The 17,729-nt window shown below is 53.6% G+C and carries 15 protein-coding genes and 1 tRNA gene; 7 read left to right on the forward strand and 9 right to left on the reverse strand.

Annotated elements, in window-relative coordinates; genetic code table 11:
• The 6 genes from ACLL9E_RS09425 to ACLL9E_RS09450 form a co-directional block, all read right to left on the reverse strand.
• Nucleotides 1-702, reverse strand: a complete 702-nt coding sequence (locus tag ACLL9E_RS09425) for a hypothetical protein (RefSeq protein WP_411291479.1) — start codon at nucleotides 700-702, stop codon at nucleotides 1-3.
• Between the two features lie 105 nt (nucleotides 703-807).
• The gene (locus tag ACLL9E_RS09430; RefSeq protein ID WP_411291480.1) at nucleotides 808-3,180 is read right to left on the reverse strand and encodes a TonB-dependent receptor; all 2,373 of its coding nucleotides are present in this window, start codon (nucleotides 3,178-3,180) and stop codon (nucleotides 808-810) included.
• Nucleotides 3,181-3,184: 4 nt separating this feature from the next.
• Nucleotides 3,185-4,126, reverse strand: a complete 942-nt coding sequence (locus ACLL9E_RS09435) for a FecR family protein (RefSeq protein ID WP_411291481.1) — start codon at nucleotides 4,124-4,126, stop codon at nucleotides 3,185-3,187.
• Between the two features lie 25 nt (nucleotides 4,127-4,151).
• Nucleotides 4,152-4,751 (reverse strand): RNA polymerase sigma factor, encoded by a 600-nt coding sequence (locus ACLL9E_RS09440; RefSeq protein ID WP_411291533.1) that lies wholly within the window; start codon nucleotides 4,749-4,751, stop codon nucleotides 4,152-4,154.
• A 44-nt stretch (nucleotides 4,752-4,795) separates the two neighbouring features.
• On the reverse strand, nucleotides 4,796-5,896 hold the full coding sequence (locus ACLL9E_RS09445) for a glycosyltransferase (RefSeq protein WP_411291534.1): 1,101 nt from the start codon (nucleotides 5,894-5,896) through the stop codon (nucleotides 4,796-4,798).
• A 60-nt stretch (nucleotides 5,897-5,956) separates the two neighbouring features.
• Nucleotides 5,957-6,724: a hypothetical protein gene (locus tag ACLL9E_RS09450; protein WP_411291482.1), complete on the reverse strand. Its 768-nt coding sequence runs from the start codon at nucleotides 6,722-6,724 to the stop codon at nucleotides 5,957-5,959.
• Nucleotides 6,725-6,873: 149 nt separating this feature from the next.
• Between ACLL9E_RS09450 and ACLL9E_RS09455 the strand changes: the two genes are divergently transcribed.
• From ACLL9E_RS09455 to ACLL9E_RS09470, 4 genes are all read left to right on the forward strand, one after another.
• The gene (locus ACLL9E_RS09455; protein ID WP_411291483.1) at nucleotides 6,874-7,887 is read left to right on the forward strand and encodes an endonuclease/exonuclease/phosphatase family protein; all 1,014 of its coding nucleotides are present in this window, start codon (nucleotides 6,874-6,876) and stop codon (nucleotides 7,885-7,887) included.
• A gap of 89 nt (nucleotides 7,888-7,976) precedes the next feature.
• Nucleotides 7,977-9,362: a TolC family protein gene (locus ACLL9E_RS09460; RefSeq protein ID WP_411291484.1), complete on the forward strand. Its 1,386-nt coding sequence runs from the start codon at nucleotides 7,977-7,979 to the stop codon at nucleotides 9,360-9,362.
• Complete coding sequence (locus tag ACLL9E_RS09465; protein WP_411291485.1) at nucleotides 9,359-10,384, forward strand: efflux RND transporter periplasmic adaptor subunit; 1,026 nt, start codon at nucleotides 9,359-9,361, stop codon at nucleotides 10,382-10,384. The genes ACLL9E_RS09460 and ACLL9E_RS09465 overlap by 4 nt, the downstream gene beginning before the upstream one ends.
• On the forward strand, nucleotides 10,381-13,422 hold the full coding sequence (locus ACLL9E_RS09470) for an efflux RND transporter permease subunit (protein WP_411291486.1): 3,042 nt from the start codon (nucleotides 10,381-10,383) through the stop codon (nucleotides 13,420-13,422). The genes ACLL9E_RS09465 and ACLL9E_RS09470 overlap by 4 nt, the downstream gene beginning before the upstream one ends.
• A gap of 1,500 nt (nucleotides 13,423-14,922) precedes the next feature.
• Here the strand turns inward: ACLL9E_RS09470 and ACLL9E_RS09475 are convergent.
• On the reverse strand, nucleotides 14,923-15,375 hold the full coding sequence (locus ACLL9E_RS09475) for a hypothetical protein (protein ID WP_411291538.1): 453 nt from the start codon (nucleotides 15,373-15,375) through the stop codon (nucleotides 14,923-14,925).
• A gap of 5 nt (nucleotides 15,376-15,380) precedes the next feature.
• Between ACLL9E_RS09475 and ACLL9E_RS09480 the strand changes: the two genes are divergently transcribed.
• The gene (locus tag ACLL9E_RS09480; protein ID WP_411291535.1) at nucleotides 15,381-15,671 is read left to right on the forward strand and encodes a hypothetical protein; all 291 of its coding nucleotides are present in this window, start codon (nucleotides 15,381-15,383) and stop codon (nucleotides 15,669-15,671) included.
• A 333-nt stretch (nucleotides 15,672-16,004) separates the two neighbouring features.
• Here ACLL9E_RS09480 and ACLL9E_RS09485 read toward each other — a convergent pair whose 3' ends face one another.
• Nucleotides 16,005-16,286, reverse strand: coding sequence for a hypothetical protein (locus tag ACLL9E_RS09485; RefSeq protein WP_411291487.1), 282 nt, complete (start codon nucleotides 16,284-16,286; stop codon nucleotides 16,005-16,007).
• 92 nt (nucleotides 16,287-16,378) lie between these two features.
• Here ACLL9E_RS09485 and ACLL9E_RS09490 point away from each other — a divergent pair.
• Together ACLL9E_RS09490 and ACLL9E_RS09495 are read left to right on the forward strand one after the other, a co-directional pair.
• Nucleotides 16,379-16,441, forward strand: a tRNA-Ser gene (locus tag ACLL9E_RS09490).
• Nucleotides 16,442-16,711: 270 nt separating this feature from the next.
• Complete coding sequence (locus tag ACLL9E_RS09495) at nucleotides 16,712-16,906, forward strand: hypothetical protein (RefSeq protein ID WP_411291488.1); 195 nt, start codon at nucleotides 16,712-16,714, stop codon at nucleotides 16,904-16,906.
• 79 nt (nucleotides 16,907-16,985) lie between these two features.
• Here ACLL9E_RS09495 and ACLL9E_RS09500 read toward each other — a convergent pair whose 3' ends face one another.
• Entirely contained in the window at nucleotides 16,986-17,612 is a 627-nt protein-coding gene (locus ACLL9E_RS09500) for a TetR/AcrR family transcriptional regulator (RefSeq protein ID WP_411291489.1), read from the reverse strand.
• Between the last annotated feature and the right edge of the window lie 117 nt (nucleotides 17,613-17,729).

Here is a 17,729-nt window from a genome sequence, read left to right on the forward strand (position 1 = left end):
TTATTGGCCGAAAGCCGTTTCCAGCTCATCGACCATATCCAGTTCGACTTTTGCAGCAGCCCTGGCCTTTGCAACATCGCCTGACCGGGCAGCCAAATCCATGTTGTCGAGTGAAGCGGAAAACCGTGCGGACAATTTGGCAATTTCTGGTCGTGATTTGATGCCAGCCCATTGCGCTTGAGCAAAAAGGACCGATTCTTCCATATCATCAAATCGCGCTGGAATGGCTTGAGCGTCGGCATCAAAGCGAAATCCTGCGTAATCGAGCAGGCTCACATTAACTGGCGTTTTCTGATTACCCGCAATCGCGCTCACCAATACGCGAAAAGCTTCGTTGGAGGCGATCGCAAGATCAGCTGGTGCATTGTTCTTTTGGGCGGCACGGATATTACCAAGGTGGGTTTGAAGTTGTGCGGCCAACTCCGGCGAAGCGAACTTCGCTACTCTAGCTGCGGCGTTGCTGACCTTTGCTATCGTCTTCTCCCGCGAAGCAATGTCAGCCGAAAATGATGATTCCGTCAGCGTTTCAAACTCTTCGGCTGCGGCAAACAATGCTGCGTTGTTTGAGACCTCACCGGTCGCCGATGCCAAATCATTTGATGATTTTGCCTTCAATTCGAGATCATTTGTTGTTTGATCCCCGCAGGACGCGAGCAGCGACATGGCAGCTAATGCCAATAGACATTTAGTGTTTGAGATCATCGCGGGGCCGATCCTTCGTCAATCGAACCTCAGATGGTCATCCAAGGCTCAGCACATTGACGGCGCCGGACTGGAAAACCCGCATCGCGCGTTGAAAAATATATGTTAAAAGCCGAATTTCACCCCAAGCCTGACGGTACGCGGGCGAAGCGGGGTGATTTGCTTGCCTAACCCTACGGAAAATGGGTTGCCATACGAGAAACTATTGCCAGCCAGGTCCAGCAGGTTAGTGGCATCTAGCGATATCTGCCATAACCCGGCATCTAGCGCTGCAGACATATCGACTTGAACAGTCTCTCCATGTTCAAGATTGAGTGGAGGGATCGTGCTCAATTTCGATGCGCCTACATAGCGGACGGTTCCATCCAGCTTGAAAGCCAGAGCTTCGGATAACGGGCGGACCCATGCAAAGCTTGCTCTTCCGCCGGTCTTTGCGACATTGGGTAAGGCATTGGAATCGGCATCCTCAAGTCCAAGTGAAGGGTCGGTGAGGGCGCTGTTATTGACGAAAAGCGCGCCGTCTAAGGTCAGGCTGTCCGTAGCTCGCCAGATCATATTGGCCTCCAGCCCCAATATCTGCCCACGACCTATATTTGCGGTGTAGGGCAAGCCATCGACGCTAATCAGATCTGCCTGAATGGCCCGCCAGTTTGAATATGATGCGGTGACTCCGCCCGACAGACGACTGCCGCCGCCGGTCCCTCCCAACCGGAACCCAAGTTCAACAGTGTCCAGTTCGTCGGATTCAAAACGGGTGGCGCTGTTAAGCTGGCTGCCATTAATGGCTATGCCACCGCTGCGAAAGCCGCTTTGATATCGCAAGAATGCGATGAAATCATTGCGGGGTATCCAAGATAGCGCTGCGGTAGGCAACACCCTTGTTTTTTGGGCTGCAGGCTCAAAATCAGGTCCAGCTCCGCCGATTAGTTCGCCGATTGATTTGCTGCGCTCAAGCCGCGCGCCAGCCGTCACTGACCAATCGGACGCGATAGGCTGGCTTATTTCGCCAAAAACCGCATACTCCGTTCGCTCGTCGCGCAGTGTCGATAAGGGAACGGGCGCGCCTTGGGCCCCGATGGAGCGCTCAATCCGGTTAACACTGCGCAGCAGGCTCAAACCAACTACCCAATTGCCGCCATTGACAGTGCTTCGTGCGAGCCGAGTTTCGTGGGTTAGCAGGCTAATCTTGTTGCTTGCGTCATAGGCGAGAACACCCGGATTACCTTGATAGCCGGTAGCATCAAATCGCTCGGATAAGTCATGCTTGACAACACTGGTGCTCGATAAAAGATCAAGATCCGTCCATCGCTTGCTCACAGTGACATTAGCGGCCCTAAAGTCATTGTCGTGCGGTTGTGCGATGAGAGCTGCGCGCGTTAATTTGGCCAGACCCAGCTCGGCATATTGGTTGTCGCGGGTGTCGATATTCTGGATGACGCCACCCAGATCAATGATCCAGTTACTGCCTGGCTGAATGCGTAGTATTGCTCGGCCCCCTTGGACACTTGCACGGTTCACGTCGGCCTTGCCTCTGGTCATATCGTCGATGTAGCCGCCTTCGATTTGGCGATAACCGGTAACGCGAAGCGCAACATGATCATCAATCAGCGGAATATTTATCATCCCGGCAATATCGAACCCGCTCGCACCATTTTTAATGCTTGAAATCCCGCCGCTGGCTTCAGCATCAAAATTACCCATGTCCGGCGTCTTAGGCATGATGCGGATAATGCCGCCCAACGCGCCTGCGCCATATAATGTGCCCTGCGGTCCTTCGATTACCTCGACGCGGTTGATGTCATACAACCGCAAATCGGGCTCGGGTGCATTGTAGGTAAGACGTAGCTCGCCAAGATATAATCCCACTGTTGATTGTGTAGGCCCTGAAAAGCTGCTGTCGGCAATGCCGCGAATAAATATCTTGTTTCTACCGGGACCCAGATTGGTCGAGGTCAATGTCGGCAGCCGCGCGACAAAAGCGGCTGTCCCTAAATTCTCCGACATGCCCGTGCCGCCGACCGTTTCGACATGGGCAGTTCCGGGATAGCTTACTAACGGCTGGTTTTGCTTGCCACCCGTCACGATGATTTCCTGAACCGGCAATTCGGGTGGCGAGGGTCGTACGGCGACTGGCATTGCTGTGGGCGGGTTGGTTGGCTTGGGAAGACGGGCCGCCCTTTTTGGATCTGCACGGACGATGCGATATGTGATTGCATCGACCGCAATGAAATCGAATCCTGTGCCGCGCAGCATTTTTTGCAGGGCGCGCGGTATCGACATTTTGCCCCGCACGGACTGGCTGCGGACGCTGCTTAGTCTTGCATCGACGCCGCCAAGCGAGATTTGTGCCTGCTGGCCCAAGGCAATAAGCGCCGAATCAAGCCGCTGCGCCGGGATATTGACATTTTGATCTCTGGCGAATGCAGGGCACGCAGCGGCGCATAGTATTGCAACCGCAGCCGGGTAAGCAATTTTCATAATTTCAGGAGGTCAGTAGCCATCCTGATGCACTATGCTGTGCACGAACGCCTAGCAAGCCTTCTAGCCTGCGGAACAAAAGCTTACGGTCCTTTTCGAGGCGGATAACGCCGGTGAAACGGCGGCTGCCTAAATTGCCAGATACCGCTACTTTGTCGCCAATCGCGCGGGACAGATCGACCGCAATTGCGCTCAATGTCGCTTCCTCATAACTCAATTGTCCCTGCCGCCATCCAGCGACGGTTTTGGGATCGGCTTTCGATATCACCGGAACCGGGCGAGCTTTGGACACCTGCAATTTATTACCGGCAGCCACCGTAACCGCCTCGGCTTTGGGATTATAACGCACGGCGCCATCGGCTACTGACACTTCAAGGCTGCTGCCATCCTGCCGCACGTTAAAGACTGTGCCAACATCTTGAAGCGTCGCATCACCAGTCTCGACGACAAACGGATTCGATGCATCATGACGGATGACGAATACGGCTTCACCCGATTCTAGCCTTACAAACCGGTTTGATTTGCTATCTAAGCGGAGCACGGTTCCGCCGTTCATTGCAATTTGCGAACCATCCGAAAGCGTTATCTCGCGCGTCTCACCTAGCTGGGTTTCGTAAGTCTGCAAATCACGGCCAAGAAACAGCATTGGCGATGCCAGTAGCGCAACCGCAACACTTGCGGCGATGGCCTGCATCCCACGCCGCCGATACAATTTCACCGGCACCGGCGCATTATCATTTTGCGGTAATTGTCGATCAGATTTGGCGATGGCTATCGTTTCGGACAAATCGTCGTCCGCCAGTGCTATTGCATCATAAGCATCGGCATTGGCGGGATCGACCTCGAGCCAATCTGAAAACTCTGCCCATTGATCGGCAGATGCAGCAGGATCAGACAGGCGGATACGCCAGCTTATTGCCTCCTCAATCTTGCTTTCAACTGGCATGGTCCTGTCCTTCCATACCTAGACGTTATGGCGGTGTATCTTCCGCATCAAGCCTGATTTGGATTTCCAACACCGCACGATACGCTCTTTGCAGATGCTTTTCCACTGCGCTCAAACTGATGCCCATTGAAGCAGCAATTTCTTTCTGCGGAACGCCCTGTATCCTGACCGAGCGAAAAGCAAAAGCCGTGCGCTCGGGCAAGCCGTCAAGCACGCCGTCCACCCGCCGCAAATGGTCGCGCGCCAGCAAATGGCGCTCCGCGTCGGGCTCGCTGTCAACTGCCAAGCCGAAACTCTCGTCGATCTGGCCCTTGGTCCATTCATTTTCGCGGTTAGTGCGGCGCATCGCTGACCGCCTTCGGTCGAGTACGAGATTTTCCGCCATCCGGTAGATATATGCAAGCGGCTCTGCCACCGGCCCGGTTTCTAGCGATTCAAGTTTAATCCAGAGGTCTTGCAAAACGTCCTCCGCGTCACCGGCCCCGCGCAACCGCGCGCGCAAGAAGCGGTGAAGGACGTCGCGATTGGCCATGAAGACCGCTGGCAGGCCACCGACTTCGTTCATGTGGAGACAAAATGATGTATTTGCAAATGCATAAGGCCTTTGATAGGCGGCCACCTGCATCACGCAACCGAATTCTCCAGCCGGAACCTTAAGCCTTGAATATTCTAAAGTGACAAACCACCACTCTCAAATATTTCGTGCAGCGCGCTAACATGATCCGCGATCCCCGATTCGACCGAGTTACCGATGGCGATCGTGCGGAGACTTGTCGGGCGTTTGCCGTCAAGATGATAATCTATCATTTTTGCCAATTTAGCGGGGTCGGCCAACTCAACGATACCGCAACCCTCGGCGTTTTCCAAAAGGGAGCGGGCGGCAGCAAAACAGTCTGTACTTAGCACGGGGCAATTCGCGGCCATCGCTTCCAATACCACCGCTGGCAACCCTTCATAACGTGACGTAAGAACGAACAAGTCAGCTTGCCGGTATTGCTCAGCAACATCGGTTACAAAACCCAGCAGCGTAACGCGGTCTGACAGACCCAGAAAAGAGATTAGCTTGATTAATCTCGAACGCTCGGCTCCATCACCCAAAATTACAAGCTGCGCATCTGTGTGATCGATGAGGGCAAACGCGTTGATCAGGAGATCGAAGCGTTTCTGGGCTGTCAAACGTCCGACACCTAAAATAATAGGGTTTGAGTTCGTTTTGGCGGCTGGGGTTCTCGTCGCCAACATCGTCGCGTTTACATAAGGATTGACTACGGTCCTGATACGTTGAGCTGCGGAAGGATAGGCCGTCCTCAGCATGTTTGTCTCCGCGTCGCTTAACGTCCAAACTGCCGTGGCACTCGAGAATGCGCGGGCGTAACCCCAATGCCGAAATTTTTGAATTGGTCCACGATGACGTGAGCCGACTATTGGGTTGGTTGTCTTGATGACTAACCGTGTTTTACCCAATCTCCCTAGCATCCGCGCAGCGGCGCAAATCCAGGCGGTGTTATTTGCCGTTGAAACAAGCACGTCGGGGTTTGCCAACTGAAAATATCGGACGATTGCCGGAAACAATCTCAACAGGTCGAATGTTCGCCATGTCGGCAGGCCGCTGATATAACGAACGGAAACAGTCGGTCCGATCATGTTGGACAGCAGCGGCTCTGCCTTGCCGCCACGACATAAAACCAGAATCTCGACATCGAAACCCGCTTCGGCATAGCCGCGCGCCAGTATTGCGGTAACCCGGTCGGTTCCGCCCTGACTTAGCATATATGTGAACAAAAGGATTTTTTTGGGGACAAGCGGACAACGCTTTTCGGCGACCACTGGTTAAAATGACTTTCGAAGGAATATCGCCAATCGGGCGTCGCTTCGCCCAGAAGATCCGCCGAACAGAGCAGCATCACGTTGCGAGATCAGCTGGTTTCTCAATTCTAGCCCATAACCAAAGTTCGCGAAATCGCGGATCGGGCTAAAGCTTGCTGTTAGCGAAACGCCTTGGGCCGAAACCGCCGCGCCTCCAGCAATTTCGACGAGCCTTTCGGGATCGCTGCGCTGCGTAATCGGCTCGGTCGAAAAGACGCTAGTAGAGAGACGAAATGCGGAATGACGCGTCCAACCCAAAGTCGCGGCGATGTTGCCGGTGCGATAAATATTATGCGCTGCAATGTTTATACTGGGGCGGCGATTTTCGAGCGCGTAAGACAAGCCGGCAGAAATGCTGTCGCGTCCACTGACTTCCTGAACCATCCCTATGTCGGTTGCCATGACCGAGTAGCGGTTGAAATTGGGCGACGTCAGGTCGTTTGACCATCGTTGCGATTTGGCGCGCACGATTTTGACGGTCAGAGAACTGTCTTGCCAATCATGCGACATCGAACGCTTTTTGATGGTCGCGGCATTATCAACCAAAGGGAAGCTGAACAGGGAAGCGCTCAGTTCTGACCTGTCCGTATTATTCGATGCAAGTACAATAGGCGGCAAAAGGCTCAGGCGCCCGGCTTGGACCGTTTGCCCGTGATTTTTTGCTTGCAGGCCCGCCGGTACAAAAGCTGCCGCAATGGCGAGCGCCGTCATCGCAATAATGTTTCGTTTCATGGTTGTCCCCAGACCGGAAAGCTGCAGTTTGCATATGGTCCCCAGCAGTGAAGACGCCAACGGCGCTGCACATCCGCACAAGAAAATTTAAAGTGCGGATTTCCCATGGACGCGCCGTCATGTTTGCAAGTTCGCATGGAAGGACGCTTGTGTCGTTATTTGGAAAAGTCTCAAAGTTGGCTTTCGCCGCTATCTCTATCATTCCGCTCAGCAACGCCGCATTTGCAAGCTCGGCGAATGATGTGTCGCTGTCGGTGATGACATACAATGTTAAGGGCTTGCCTTGGCCAATTGCCAGAAACCGCGACACCGCGTTTGAAAAAATCGAAACACGGCTTTCGGCGCTTCGCAAAGAGAACGCCCAGCCGCATATCATTGTCTTGCAGGAGGCGTTCACCGAGCGCGCGAAGCAAATTGCCAGTAGAAGTGGTTATCGCTATCTGGCGAACGGCCCTTCCAAAAACATGATCAATACAAAAAGGCCTGAAAAGAAAGATTCGCGCTTTGTCGATGCAGCAAGTTTCTTCAAGGGCGAGACGAGCGGAAAATCGCTGGATAGTGGGCTGCAGATCGCATCGGATTATCCAATCCTGTCGATCAAGCGTGTAGCATTTCCGGCGTTTGCATGCGCTGGTTATGATTGCCTTGCAAACAAGGGCGTATTGTTGGTCACCGTCGCGGTACCCGGCGGCGACACACCGGTTACCATCGCCACTACGCATATGAATTCAAAGCGCGGTTCCCGGGTTTCGCATTCACGGTCGCTTTATGCGTATCGACTGCAAGTGAGCGCGATTGACGCATTTCTTTATGCCAACCGCGATCCCAAATTACCTATTATTTTTGCAGGTGACTTTAACGCGAGTTCCACCGCGAGGCGCAGCTTTTTGCTCGATCAAGGCACTGCAAAATGGTCGGTATCTCCCGTTCGCAGCGCGCTGCAACACTGTATGGCTGCTGCAGTCCGGCAAGGGAAGAAAATGGATAATCTTGCAAAATACGTGGTTGCACGAGGCCGCGACTGGCAATTTTATGCGTCAGGCACGCGAGGCCATTTAACCGCGACAAGGTTTGAAATTCCATTCGGCAGGGAGCGCGATGGAACGATGCTTTCCGATCACGTGGGCTATGGCATCATGTACCAGCTACAGCATACCGCATAACCCTCAACTAGCCGCTGTGCGACATCATTAAAAAGCGCAATAGATTGCTGTTCAATGGCACATTGCGCTATGCACGCGGAGACACCTCCTTGAAGTTGAGCGAAAATATATTGGTAGCAGCCGCATCGTTTCAAAAATGGCAGATGCCAAGCCTTCTTGCTCTGGTTTTGGTGTTGAGCGGCTGTGCAAATTACAACCCAGACCCTTTGGCAAGCTCCGGCTCTGTTCTCGCAGCACCCGATTTGGCGGAACTAACCGCCCGGGCCTCGGCCATCGACAGACCTTATCTGACGCCAGTTCCGGTCGATCTTTCAGCACCGATGAATTTGAATGCCGTCGCAGTGATTGCGGTGCTCAACAATCCTGATCTGAAAGCGCAGCGCGCGCGCGCCGGGGTTTCCGAAGCGCAATTGTTCGCCGCCCGGTTGTTGCCCGACCCAGTTGTTGGATTCGGTTTGGACCATATTCTTTCCGGCCCCGATCCGCTTGACGCGATCATGGGCCAGATCGGACTGGATATCGCTGCCTTTCGTAACCGAAATGCGATGCTGGCGGGCGTAAAGGCAGATGCCGAAGCCGTGCGGCTCGATCTTGCTTGGGCGGAATGGCAAATCGCAGGGCAAGCCCGGCTTCAGGCTACGCGGCTGGTGTATCTTGGAGAAGCCGAGAAATTATCTGCCCTCAGCAAGCACAGCGCCGCCAGTCTGTTGGCTCGCAGTTTGCGTGCGGCCGGGCGGGGTGATGTTCGTGCCGAAGATGTCGAGGCGCGGCGGATTGCGGCAGTTGACGCAAATATGTTGGCAAATATGTCGGCGACTGATCGCGCAGCGGCTCGTTTCGAACTCAACCGAATTTTAGGCCTCCCACCGGAATCATTCCTGCGATTGGCCGATATAGTATTGCCTGACCCTGTACTTGATAGCCAGCGCCTGTTTTCAATTGCAGCTGCGCAGCGGCTTGATTTGAAGGCGTTACAGGCAGGTTATGCATCGCAAGAGTCATCGGTCAGGAAAGCGGTACTCGACCAGTTTCCAGGCCTGTCGCTGACGGTCACTGGAACCCGCGACAACACCGGGAACAAGTTGCTTGGTCCTTCGGTGAATTTCACGTTGCCGCTGTGGAATCGCAATCGCGGCGGCATCGCGGTGGCGCAAGCAACGCGGGCAGCGCTGAAGGCCGAATATGAAGCTCGCCTATTTCAGACCCGCGCTGAAATCGCTGCAGCGGTTTCAGGGATCTCTATTGCCAAAAACCAGCGCTCCGACTTGGTCAAGCAGATGGAAGGACTTGAGCGTTTTGCCGCTGCTACCCGCCGCGCAGCGAATCGTGGCGATCTGGCATTGGCGACTGCTGAGACAGCTGAACAGGCGTTACGCGATAAGCAATCCGCATTGGTGGCCGTGTCGCAGGCTGTTGCCGAACAGCTAATTGCACTCGAACTTTTAACAGGATCGCCGATGGGAAATTGGGAATGAACAGAATTTTGGCGTTGCTGATACCCGGTATTTTCTTGTCTGGCTGTTCCGGTGGCAACTCGGAAGCGCCGCCGGCCGAACCCGCCGCTTTGGTCAAAACCGTAACTGCAACGCTTGGCGCGCCTGCTGAAACTTTGACCGTTTACGGCGCCGCCATCGCCGGACCGGCTGGCGAACGCGGCCTATCCGCGCCGGTTGAAGCAAGCATTTTTACAATCCACGCAGCCCCCGGAACGCAGGTGCGTGCGGGCGACGCAATCGTCACGCTACGACCGAGCCCTAATGCCGTGCTCGATCTGAACCGCGCTGCAAATGATGCAGCACAGGCAGGCGCAGCTTATGCGCGTGCCAAACGCCTGCGCGCGGACGGATTGATGAGTGATGCCGACGTTGAAAGTGCGCGGGCTCTTGCTGGCACCGCGGCTGCGACAAAGGCGAGTTTGGCGCGACGTGCAGGGAATATGACCTTACGCGCGCCGGTTTCTGGTACCGTTCAAATGATTGGCGGCAGCACGGGTGATTTAATGGCGGCAGGCGCTCCTGTCGCCCGCATTGCATCGGAAGACGGCGCGCGTGCGAAATTCGGAATTGATCCCGCACTTGCCCGCCGAATCAGCCGGGGAGCGCCCATCCGTATCTCACCCGCAGCAGATAGCGCAGGCTTTAGTGTTTTGGTGTCCAGCATTGATCCTGTCGCCGATCCGGCAACGCGGCTGGCTTCGCTGTATGCGCCGCTACCGTCGCAGGCCGATATTGCCAGCGGCGAGGCGCTGCGCGGCATCGTAACCGTCAATCGGACTGCCGCAGTCGTTACCATTCCTTACGCTGCGCTGCTCGATGATGGCGGCGAAACCTTTGTGTATGTCGTGACCAAAGGTTTGGCCAAGCGGCAAATTGTGGAACCTGGTGCCGAAGAAAACGGGATCGTCGAAATTCGCTCCGGGCTCGCGGTCGGGGCGGTTGTGGTCATCTCGGGCGGCACTGCGCTTGAAGACGGAATGAAAGTGCGTTCCGGCGAATGAAAAACGTGCTGTTTCGCAACTCTCGGGCAATCTGGCTCGCGGTAATCCTGCTCACGCTGGGCGGTGTCATGGCGGGGTTGCGGCTGCCGGTCAGTCTGTTCCCGCACATTGATTATCCGCGCGTGGTTGTTGCAATCGAAGCAGGCGACCGCGACGCCGGACAAATGGCAGCTGCTATAACCCGGCCCATTGAAATAGCGCTGCGCGCCGTCCCCGGCGTAACCGGCATACGGTCAACGACAAGCCGGGGTAGCGCAGAAGTTGCGCTCAGTTTCGAATGGGGCGACGATATGGTGGCGTCCACGCAAGCGACGCAAGGTGCATTGGCGTCGATCCTGCCCGATTTGCCGCCGGGCACGCGTTTTGACGTGCGCCGGTCGGACCCGACGATTTTTCCGGTGCTGGGACTTTCGCTCACATCCACAACGCGCGACACAAGAGCGCTCCGTCAGTTAGCCGAACTAAAACTGCGGCCAATCCTAACTCCCGTTAAAGGCGTGGCTGGCGTTGACATTCTAGGCGGAAGCCCGCGCGAGATTGCGGTCGAGGTCGATCCTGCGCGGCTACAAGCCATGTCGCTGACACTGGCTGACGTGGCGCAGTCGCTCACGACAGCTAACACAGTCAAAGCAATCGGTAAAATCGAGGACCGCCATCGGCTATATCTCACACTGGTAGAAGACCGGATCACAAGCATATCCGATATCGCCGCGACGCCAGTCAAGACGGGTGCCGAAGCCACCGCAGGCATAGTCACGCTTGGCCAGATTGCGACTATTACGCCGTCAGAAGCGCCCAACTTCACGCGCGTGACGGCAAATGGGCATGATGCTGTGCTGGTCAATATCCGGCAATCACCTTCGGCAGATTCAGTTAGCTTGGTGAAGGACATCGAGGCGCGATTGGTCGAGGCGAAGCTGCCACCCGGTATCACGGTCACCCCTTTTTACGATCAATCGGAGCTTGTCACGGGCGCTGCCAACGCAGTCCGCGATGCCATATTGCTTGGCGCGGTTCTTGCCGGGTTGGTATTGTTTCTTTTCCTGCGTAGCGCGCGGCTGATGGTTATCACCGGCTTAATGTTGCCTGCGGTGTTGGCGGCAACTTGTTTGGCTCTCTATGTTTTGGGCATGAGTTTCAACATGATGACTCTGGGCGGAATGGCGGCGGCTGTCGGTTTGGTGGTCGATGACGCGGTGGTCATGCTTGAGCACATGATGCGCCGGATGCAAGAGGGGGTTGCAAAAACTGCTCCGGCGCTGCTCGAAGCGGCGGCTGAGATGGCAAAGCCTCTATTTGGTTCAACCGGCGCCACCATCGTCGTCTTTTTGCCGCTCGCTTTTATTAGCGGTGTGACGGGCGGATTTTTTAAGGCGCTTGCCATTACCATGACGGCCGCCTTGGCCGTTTCATTATTGTATGCACGCTACGTTGTTCCGTTGGTCGCGGCGCGCTGGCTCAAACCATCCGACGCCGAAGCCGCTGACCGTGCCGGACGAATTATGGACGGTTTGGCGGGGCGATATGACCGCGTGAGCGCACGAGCATGGGCACGCCCTGGATTGTTCGTCGCTGTGGTTGCGGTACTCCTTCTCGTTGCTGGATACGCAGGCTACTCCCGGGTTGAAAGCGGGTTCATGCCAAAAATGGACGAAGGCGGCTTCATACTCGATTACAAAGCCAAATCCGGCGCTGCTTTGGGTGATACCGACGCTTTATTGAAGCAGGTCGAGGCGATCATTCGTGCCACGCCCGAGGTTGTCAGCTACTCAAGACGGACAGGCGTACAGCTTGGCGGCGGCCTCACCGAAAGCGATGAAGGTGACTTCTTCATTCGTCTGAAAGGTGGAAGCAGGCGCAACATCGAGGAAGTGATGACCGAAATTCGGGAAAAGATCGAAACCCAAGTGCCGGGCCTTTCGATCGAAACCTTGCAACTCATGGAGGACCTGATTGGCGACCTCACCGCAGTTCCACAACCTATTGAAGTTAAATTATTCGGAGATGATCCAGCTATGTTGGCTGAGTGGGCAAAGAAAGTTGCGGCTGCCCTCGAAAAAATTTCAGGCGTTGTGGAAGTGCAGGATGGACAACGCGTTGCAGGCGACGCGATCATCATCAAGGTTGATCGGGCCGCTGCGGCGTTGGCCGGGTTGAGTCCCGATGACGTTGCGTTACAAGCCCAAGCGGCGGTGGGCGGCACGATTGCCACACAGATCCAGCAGGGCGAAGTGCTGATTGATGTGCGCGTCCAAACCCCGGGCGATTTGCGCCAGCGTGTCGCCGCACTTGGCAATCTTTCACTCCGAAGTGCCGATGGGCGTGCGGTTGCCCTTCGACAAGTTGCGCGGGTTTCCATTATCGCCGGCCAGACACAGCTGACGCGCGAAGATCTCGCTCCGTTCGTACCCGTCACAGCGCGGCTGGAAGGACGGGATCTCGGATCGGCAATGGTCGATGTGAAATATACGGTTGCAAACCTTCGCTTACCTGCATCTGTTCGGGTTGCTTACGGCGGCATCTACGTCCAACAGCAAAAGAGCTTCGCCGATCTTGCCACGGTGTTCCTTGCAGCCATACTACTTACAGTGTTGCTTTTGACTTATTTGTTCGGTCGTTGGCGGATAACCATCGCGGCGTTGGGTACGATCTTGCTGTCTGCGGCCGCCGTCATTGCTGGGCTTTGGCTGACCGGAACAGAGCTTGATATTTCTGCGTTGATGGGACTGACAATGGTAGTCGGCATGGTGACCGAGCTAGTGATTTTTTACTTGGCGGAACTTGATCTAGATAAGCCGCTCGATCTGGCGGCAGTTAGGGAAGCGGGTCTTGCGAGGCTGCGCCCCATCCTGATGTCCGCTTTGATTGCGATACTCACGCTTGCGCCCTTGGCTCTCGGTATCGGACGCGGAGCCGGGCTTCAACGCCCACTGGCGACAGCAATCATATTTGGACTGCTGATCGGAGCGCCGCTTGTGCTGACATTCCTGCCTGCCGCATTATTGACGCGGCTTCGGGGCGAACCCGTTGGCGTGTAAGCCAATGGTTTATGGCTTCGGAACCATCGTTTATCAACGCCCTGATACCGGCATATGCTCGGCTTGGGGGAAACTTCCTTGCGCTGGAGTTTGCCGGACTAATGATCGCGAAAGGGGTTAAAGCACGATTTGCAAATGCGGCACGATCATCCGTTTGACCAGCACGTGAATGAACGAATGTTCACCCGCCTATCGTAATTGCACTTCCAAAACGGACGGTCCAAATCGTCCGACAAGTCCGCCATAGCCGCCTGTCTGATGCAATGTCCGCTTATGGGGAGTGAGCCGGCACTTATAATGACTGCAACTAAACGCAAAATGTTGTTGTGTCGGGAGCGGCAGCTTTTTAGAATTTTTGGCAAAAACCGAACATTCTAGAAGCGCTCCAGAAGAAGCCAGTCTGTTTTGCGGCTAATGATCGACGCTCACTAGCTTCAATTAAACCCTGCATTTTGCTGGGCCAGTATTGCAAGAGAAATTCTGTCACGCCACTTCGTTTGACGCTCTCATTTGATGCGTGTCGCGAATTCACTTTTGCATAACCCTTTATGTATAAGATCGCGGCGTCCGGTCAGTTTTAAGCGAATCCGGTGATAAGCCTTCACGAACGAAGCCAGCTTGAAACTTGACCGAAGTAGACTCCGCTGGACAAAGCATAACTGTGTCGGTCCACTGCACCTTTCGCTAAGAAACACTGCGCGGACAATCGCCTCTCCCATTGCCCCGGCGGCAACTTCAATCGGCCCGTCGTTGACGATGGTAAAGCCGTTCTTGCCTTTTCCAATATGGCGGAGACTGTCTGTTTCGTTGGCGGGGGCCCATCGTTTGTTTGGGGCCATAGAGATAAGCTGTCCCGAAGCGATTTCCGATGTACACATGCGCCATGAAGGCAACCTTCCACCGGGCGTCGGTTTTTACCCAAACCCGGGGGCAATGGGTAGTTTTGGCGGCTGGGCCGAATCTGGCGCAACAGACCCCATCGTCAGCGTAACGGACAATCTAAGACGCACTAACATCGTTATTACTTTTCCTCCTGCTGTGCGAAGCCAAATCAATTAATCGAAACAACGTGAGGGTTTTTGTGCTTACCCAAGAGCAAAATGACAATTGCAGTGTGTAAGGATGATCGGTTGGGATGTGCCAATTTGGTACACCGCGTTGTTATCCTAAAACATGTTGGTTAACCCGATTGTGTGAATTACTCACGGCCACGATAACAGCTTAGGTAGTGGGATATCGAAGCAATATCATGTGCATTAAACTTCTTCTTTCATCAACAATTTTTGCGGCCTCGCTTCTCGGAGCCAGCGCTCAAGCTCCTACCTTCTGGAACCTTAATGGTCCAAGCGCAAACAACGGTGATGACGAAATAGTGTGTGCTGGCAGTGCAACACATGCCTACCCGTTTATGCGCTCATCATTGCCATGACCGACACTCCCAACATTGCTACAAAACGTTCGAACGGTGATCGGCCTAAACGGCTAATCAAAATCCAGATATCAAATGACCGTATTCGCGAAGTTGATGCTATATTGCGTAACGCAACCGATATGGGCGCGGGCATTGAACTGCAAACTAAGTTGGAGGCAGGCGAAAAGGTTTTGATCACGATGAAAAACCTTCAACCGCTTCAATGCACCGTAGCTTGGTCCAAACAACACCAAGCAGGCTTGGAATTTGATGAGCATATTGACCCTTCTTTGCTGACAATCAAAAATAGCCATAAGGTCGAAGTTGAAGGGGTATTCAACGGCGCGGATGGATTTCACGTCTTTGACCGGTTCAGACCCGTGTCTGCCATCAAGCGCCCTCCAGTAAAGCCCCGCAAATAGAAACATATCGGTCATTACCTTTTCTGAAACTCCATCTTGAAAAGGTTGGTCAAATAAAAAAGCAGCAAAGCTTGAAGGATAACAAAATGGTCGCAATACTATCGCAAAAGAGAAACCCAAGACGAATGCCTTCTTTTTTGAAGGCAAAACTGCAAAGTGAGAATTTAACGCAGATCGTATGCGTACGCGATGTTTCTGTGAATGGAGCGCTGCTTGACGTCACGCAACCTCTGCGGGCGTTCGAGATAGTAACTCTCATATGTGGCGACACGAACGTAAACGGATTAGTCGCTTGGTCTGATAACGGCAGGCTGGGCATCGAATTTTCTGAGCTTCTTACGTGCGAAATTCTCGTCGGTTCTCTCAAAAGCCGAATAAAGGTATCTGCTTCGAAGAGTTACCAGCCTGAGATTTGACGAACGGAAAGCTGATTAATAGTTGTATTGTTAGTGCGAGTTACAACTTTTTTAATCATCACAGCTTTCAAACTTCCAGACGCCAAGCGTCGAAAGAAGATAACTACAAATATCGAATTTTTCTCATCAACGCCATTTTATAGCTGGGTTATTGTGCCATCGAGAAAGCCTGAAAATATTTGCAGCGTCTTCGATCTATTTCGAACTTAAGTCCGCAATTGGGTCTGTTGCTGAACTTCCTCTATGCGCGCTGGTCGATCCGAAAGTTGCCTGACCGTTCCTAACCCAATTCTCGTTAATCAATAATCGCTCCGCGTGCACCATTTACCTCGTTCATTTATCGCGAGGCGGCGGCACGTAGACTGGCGGCGGCTTGCCGCGCCCCAGTTGTAGATTTGGGATAGTCTGCGTTGGGTGTTTGGGCTTTTCGTCCATGACGACCGGAGGAATTGAAATGTCGATCACATTCAATCTGGTCAGCGCCGACTTCAACACATCGTCTCGGCGATAATCGAATGCCTTCAGGATCGCATATCCAGCCACAACATGGATCAAGACCATCGCTGTTGCGGACTTTAATCTGTCGTTTTTTGCACTGGCACCCGAAAACGCCATTTGCTCCTCATTTGATGCCTGAAAGTTACATCAACGACGTGAAGCATCCATGAATGATCGCCTATATTTATAGAAATCGGTGGTGAGTCCCAGAAAGTGATGAACGCTCACCTTTAATGAGAAGGTCGCTGGTTCGAACCCAGCAGGGTTCACCATGGATCAAACCCTTTAGCTTGTTTGTGGTGTTAAGCGACGTGAGCCGGAAGCTGCGGCATTGTTCTCCCTGTCGACAAGATGCCAGCCAAACGGCTCAAACATTTCACCCTGTGACCATTAGCCCTAGGTGATAACCTAGGTATGAACCGGAACTACAACCTGATTTATCGCGTCATCGGTGTCATGCAATTCAATGAGCCTGACCAATCTGACAACTTATCAGGAGAATTTTCATGACCTCATCCATTAAATGCCCGCAATGTGGAAAAATGATGCAGTCCGACGCGAAGGTTTGTGGTTTTTGTTCCTACGACCTCGCGAATAATCAACCTGCATCGCTGCAGAAGAACAGCCTGAAAGGCTGTTTTGCAATCCTGGCATTGTTTATTATTGCAATGCTCATTCTCGCAGGGATCAACAGTATTGTCAGCGAAGGTCCGGCACCGGCAGTGTCGATGGGATAAACGCGGTTCATAGCCGGCCCGATTTTTTGGTCAAATTGATGTCAACGCATGAATTAGCTGTCGATAATTTGGCTGATTTTTATGGCCGGTATGCAAACAGGAAACGATCCACGGCTGCCCCCAGTGTTGCAGAAGTAACTGACTCCGGTGCTGATTCCGGGTTGGAAAACCTCCATTCGACGTCCGCAAATCCTTTTATCATACCATATAAGTGGGCTGCGGCTTCTCGTGGGTCTGCCTTAGCCAGGCGACCCCGGTCCATTTCTGTTGCAATCATCTCTGTGAGCATTTTGTGCATCAATCGTGGACCGGCGTTTAGAAACAACTCACCCATTTCAGGATGGCGTTCAACTTCCGCTGCCATACGCCGGTCAAAACGAATAATATCCGGACTACTCAAAAACTTCATCATCGATTCTGCAAAACCCATAAGCTCAACGCGCAACGGAACTTCGTCGTCGGATATTTCGGGCAAACTGCCGCGCATCACCCTGCACTCGCTGCCAACCATCGCCGAGAACAAATTTTCTTTAGTTTGGAAATGGTTGTAAATCGTCACTTTCGATACGTTTGCTGCAGCGGCAATGCGTTCGATTGACGCTGATGCAAATCCATATTCGAAAAATTCCGCGCGGGCAGACGCAAGGATAGCGTCCTGCTTCGTCTGGTCGACCGGTCTATGGGGCAGCCTTTTTCCCGTATTCATATTTATTCCAGTTTACTTATTGAACGCATACGTTCAATTAAACATGTGCATTCATTATCTAACGTATCGACAATGAACGTAAGCCAGATTGTCTGGTAAATCAAAAGGGCAAATCCG

The sequence above is a fragment of the Sphingorhabdus sp. genome, assembly GCF_046596595.1.
Lineage (GTDB): Bacteria > Pseudomonadota > Alphaproteobacteria > Sphingomonadales > Sphingomonadaceae > Sphingorhabdus_B.

What these genes read in the sequence shown, in the direction of transcription:
- ACLL9E_RS09425 (WP_411291479.1), bottom strand. Translation starts at nt 702, where the DNA reads ATGATCTCAAACACTAAATGTCTATTGGCATTAGCTGCCATGTCGCTG.
- ACLL9E_RS09430 (WP_411291480.1), bottom strand. Translation starts at nt 3,180, where the DNA reads ATGAAAATTGCTTACCCGGCTGCGGTTGCAATACTATGCGCCGCTGCG.
- ACLL9E_RS09435 (WP_411291481.1), bottom strand. Translation starts at nt 4,126, where the DNA reads ATGCCAGTTGAAAGCAAGATTGAGGAGGCAATAAGCTGGCGTATCCGC.
- ACLL9E_RS09440 (WP_411291533.1), bottom strand. Translation starts at nt 4,751, where the DNA reads ATGCAGGTGGCCGCCTATCAAAGGCCTTATGCATTTGCAAATACATCA.
- ACLL9E_RS09445 (WP_411291534.1), bottom strand. Translation starts at nt 5,896, where the DNA reads ATGCTAAGTCAGGGCGGAACCGACCGGGTTACCGCAATACTGGCGCGC.
- ACLL9E_RS09450 (WP_411291482.1), bottom strand. Translation starts at nt 6,724, where the DNA reads ATGAAACGAAACATTATTGCGATGACGGCGCTCGCCATTGCGGCAGCT.
- ACLL9E_RS09465 (WP_411291485.1), top strand. Translation starts at nt 9,359, where the DNA reads ATGAACAGAATTTTGGCGTTGCTGATACCCGGTATTTTCTTGTCTGGC.
- ACLL9E_RS09470 (WP_411291486.1), top strand. Translation starts at nt 10,381, where the DNA reads ATGAAAAACGTGCTGTTTCGCAACTCTCGGGCAATCTGGCTCGCGGTA.
- ACLL9E_RS09480 (WP_411291535.1), top strand. Translation starts at nt 15,381, where the DNA reads ATGCCTTCTTTTTTGAAGGCAAAACTGCAAAGTGAGAATTTAACGCAG.
- ACLL9E_RS09485 (WP_411291487.1), bottom strand. Translation starts at nt 16,286, where the DNA reads ATGGCGTTTTCGGGTGCCAGTGCAAAAAACGACAGATTAAAGTCCGCA.
- ACLL9E_RS09495 (WP_411291488.1), top strand. Translation starts at nt 16,712, where the DNA reads ATGATGCAGTCCGACGCGAAGGTTTGTGGTTTTTGTTCCTACGACCTC.
- ACLL9E_RS09500 (WP_411291489.1), bottom strand. Translation starts at nt 17,612, where the DNA reads ATGAATACGGGAAAAAGGCTGCCCCATAGACCGGTCGACCAGACGAAG.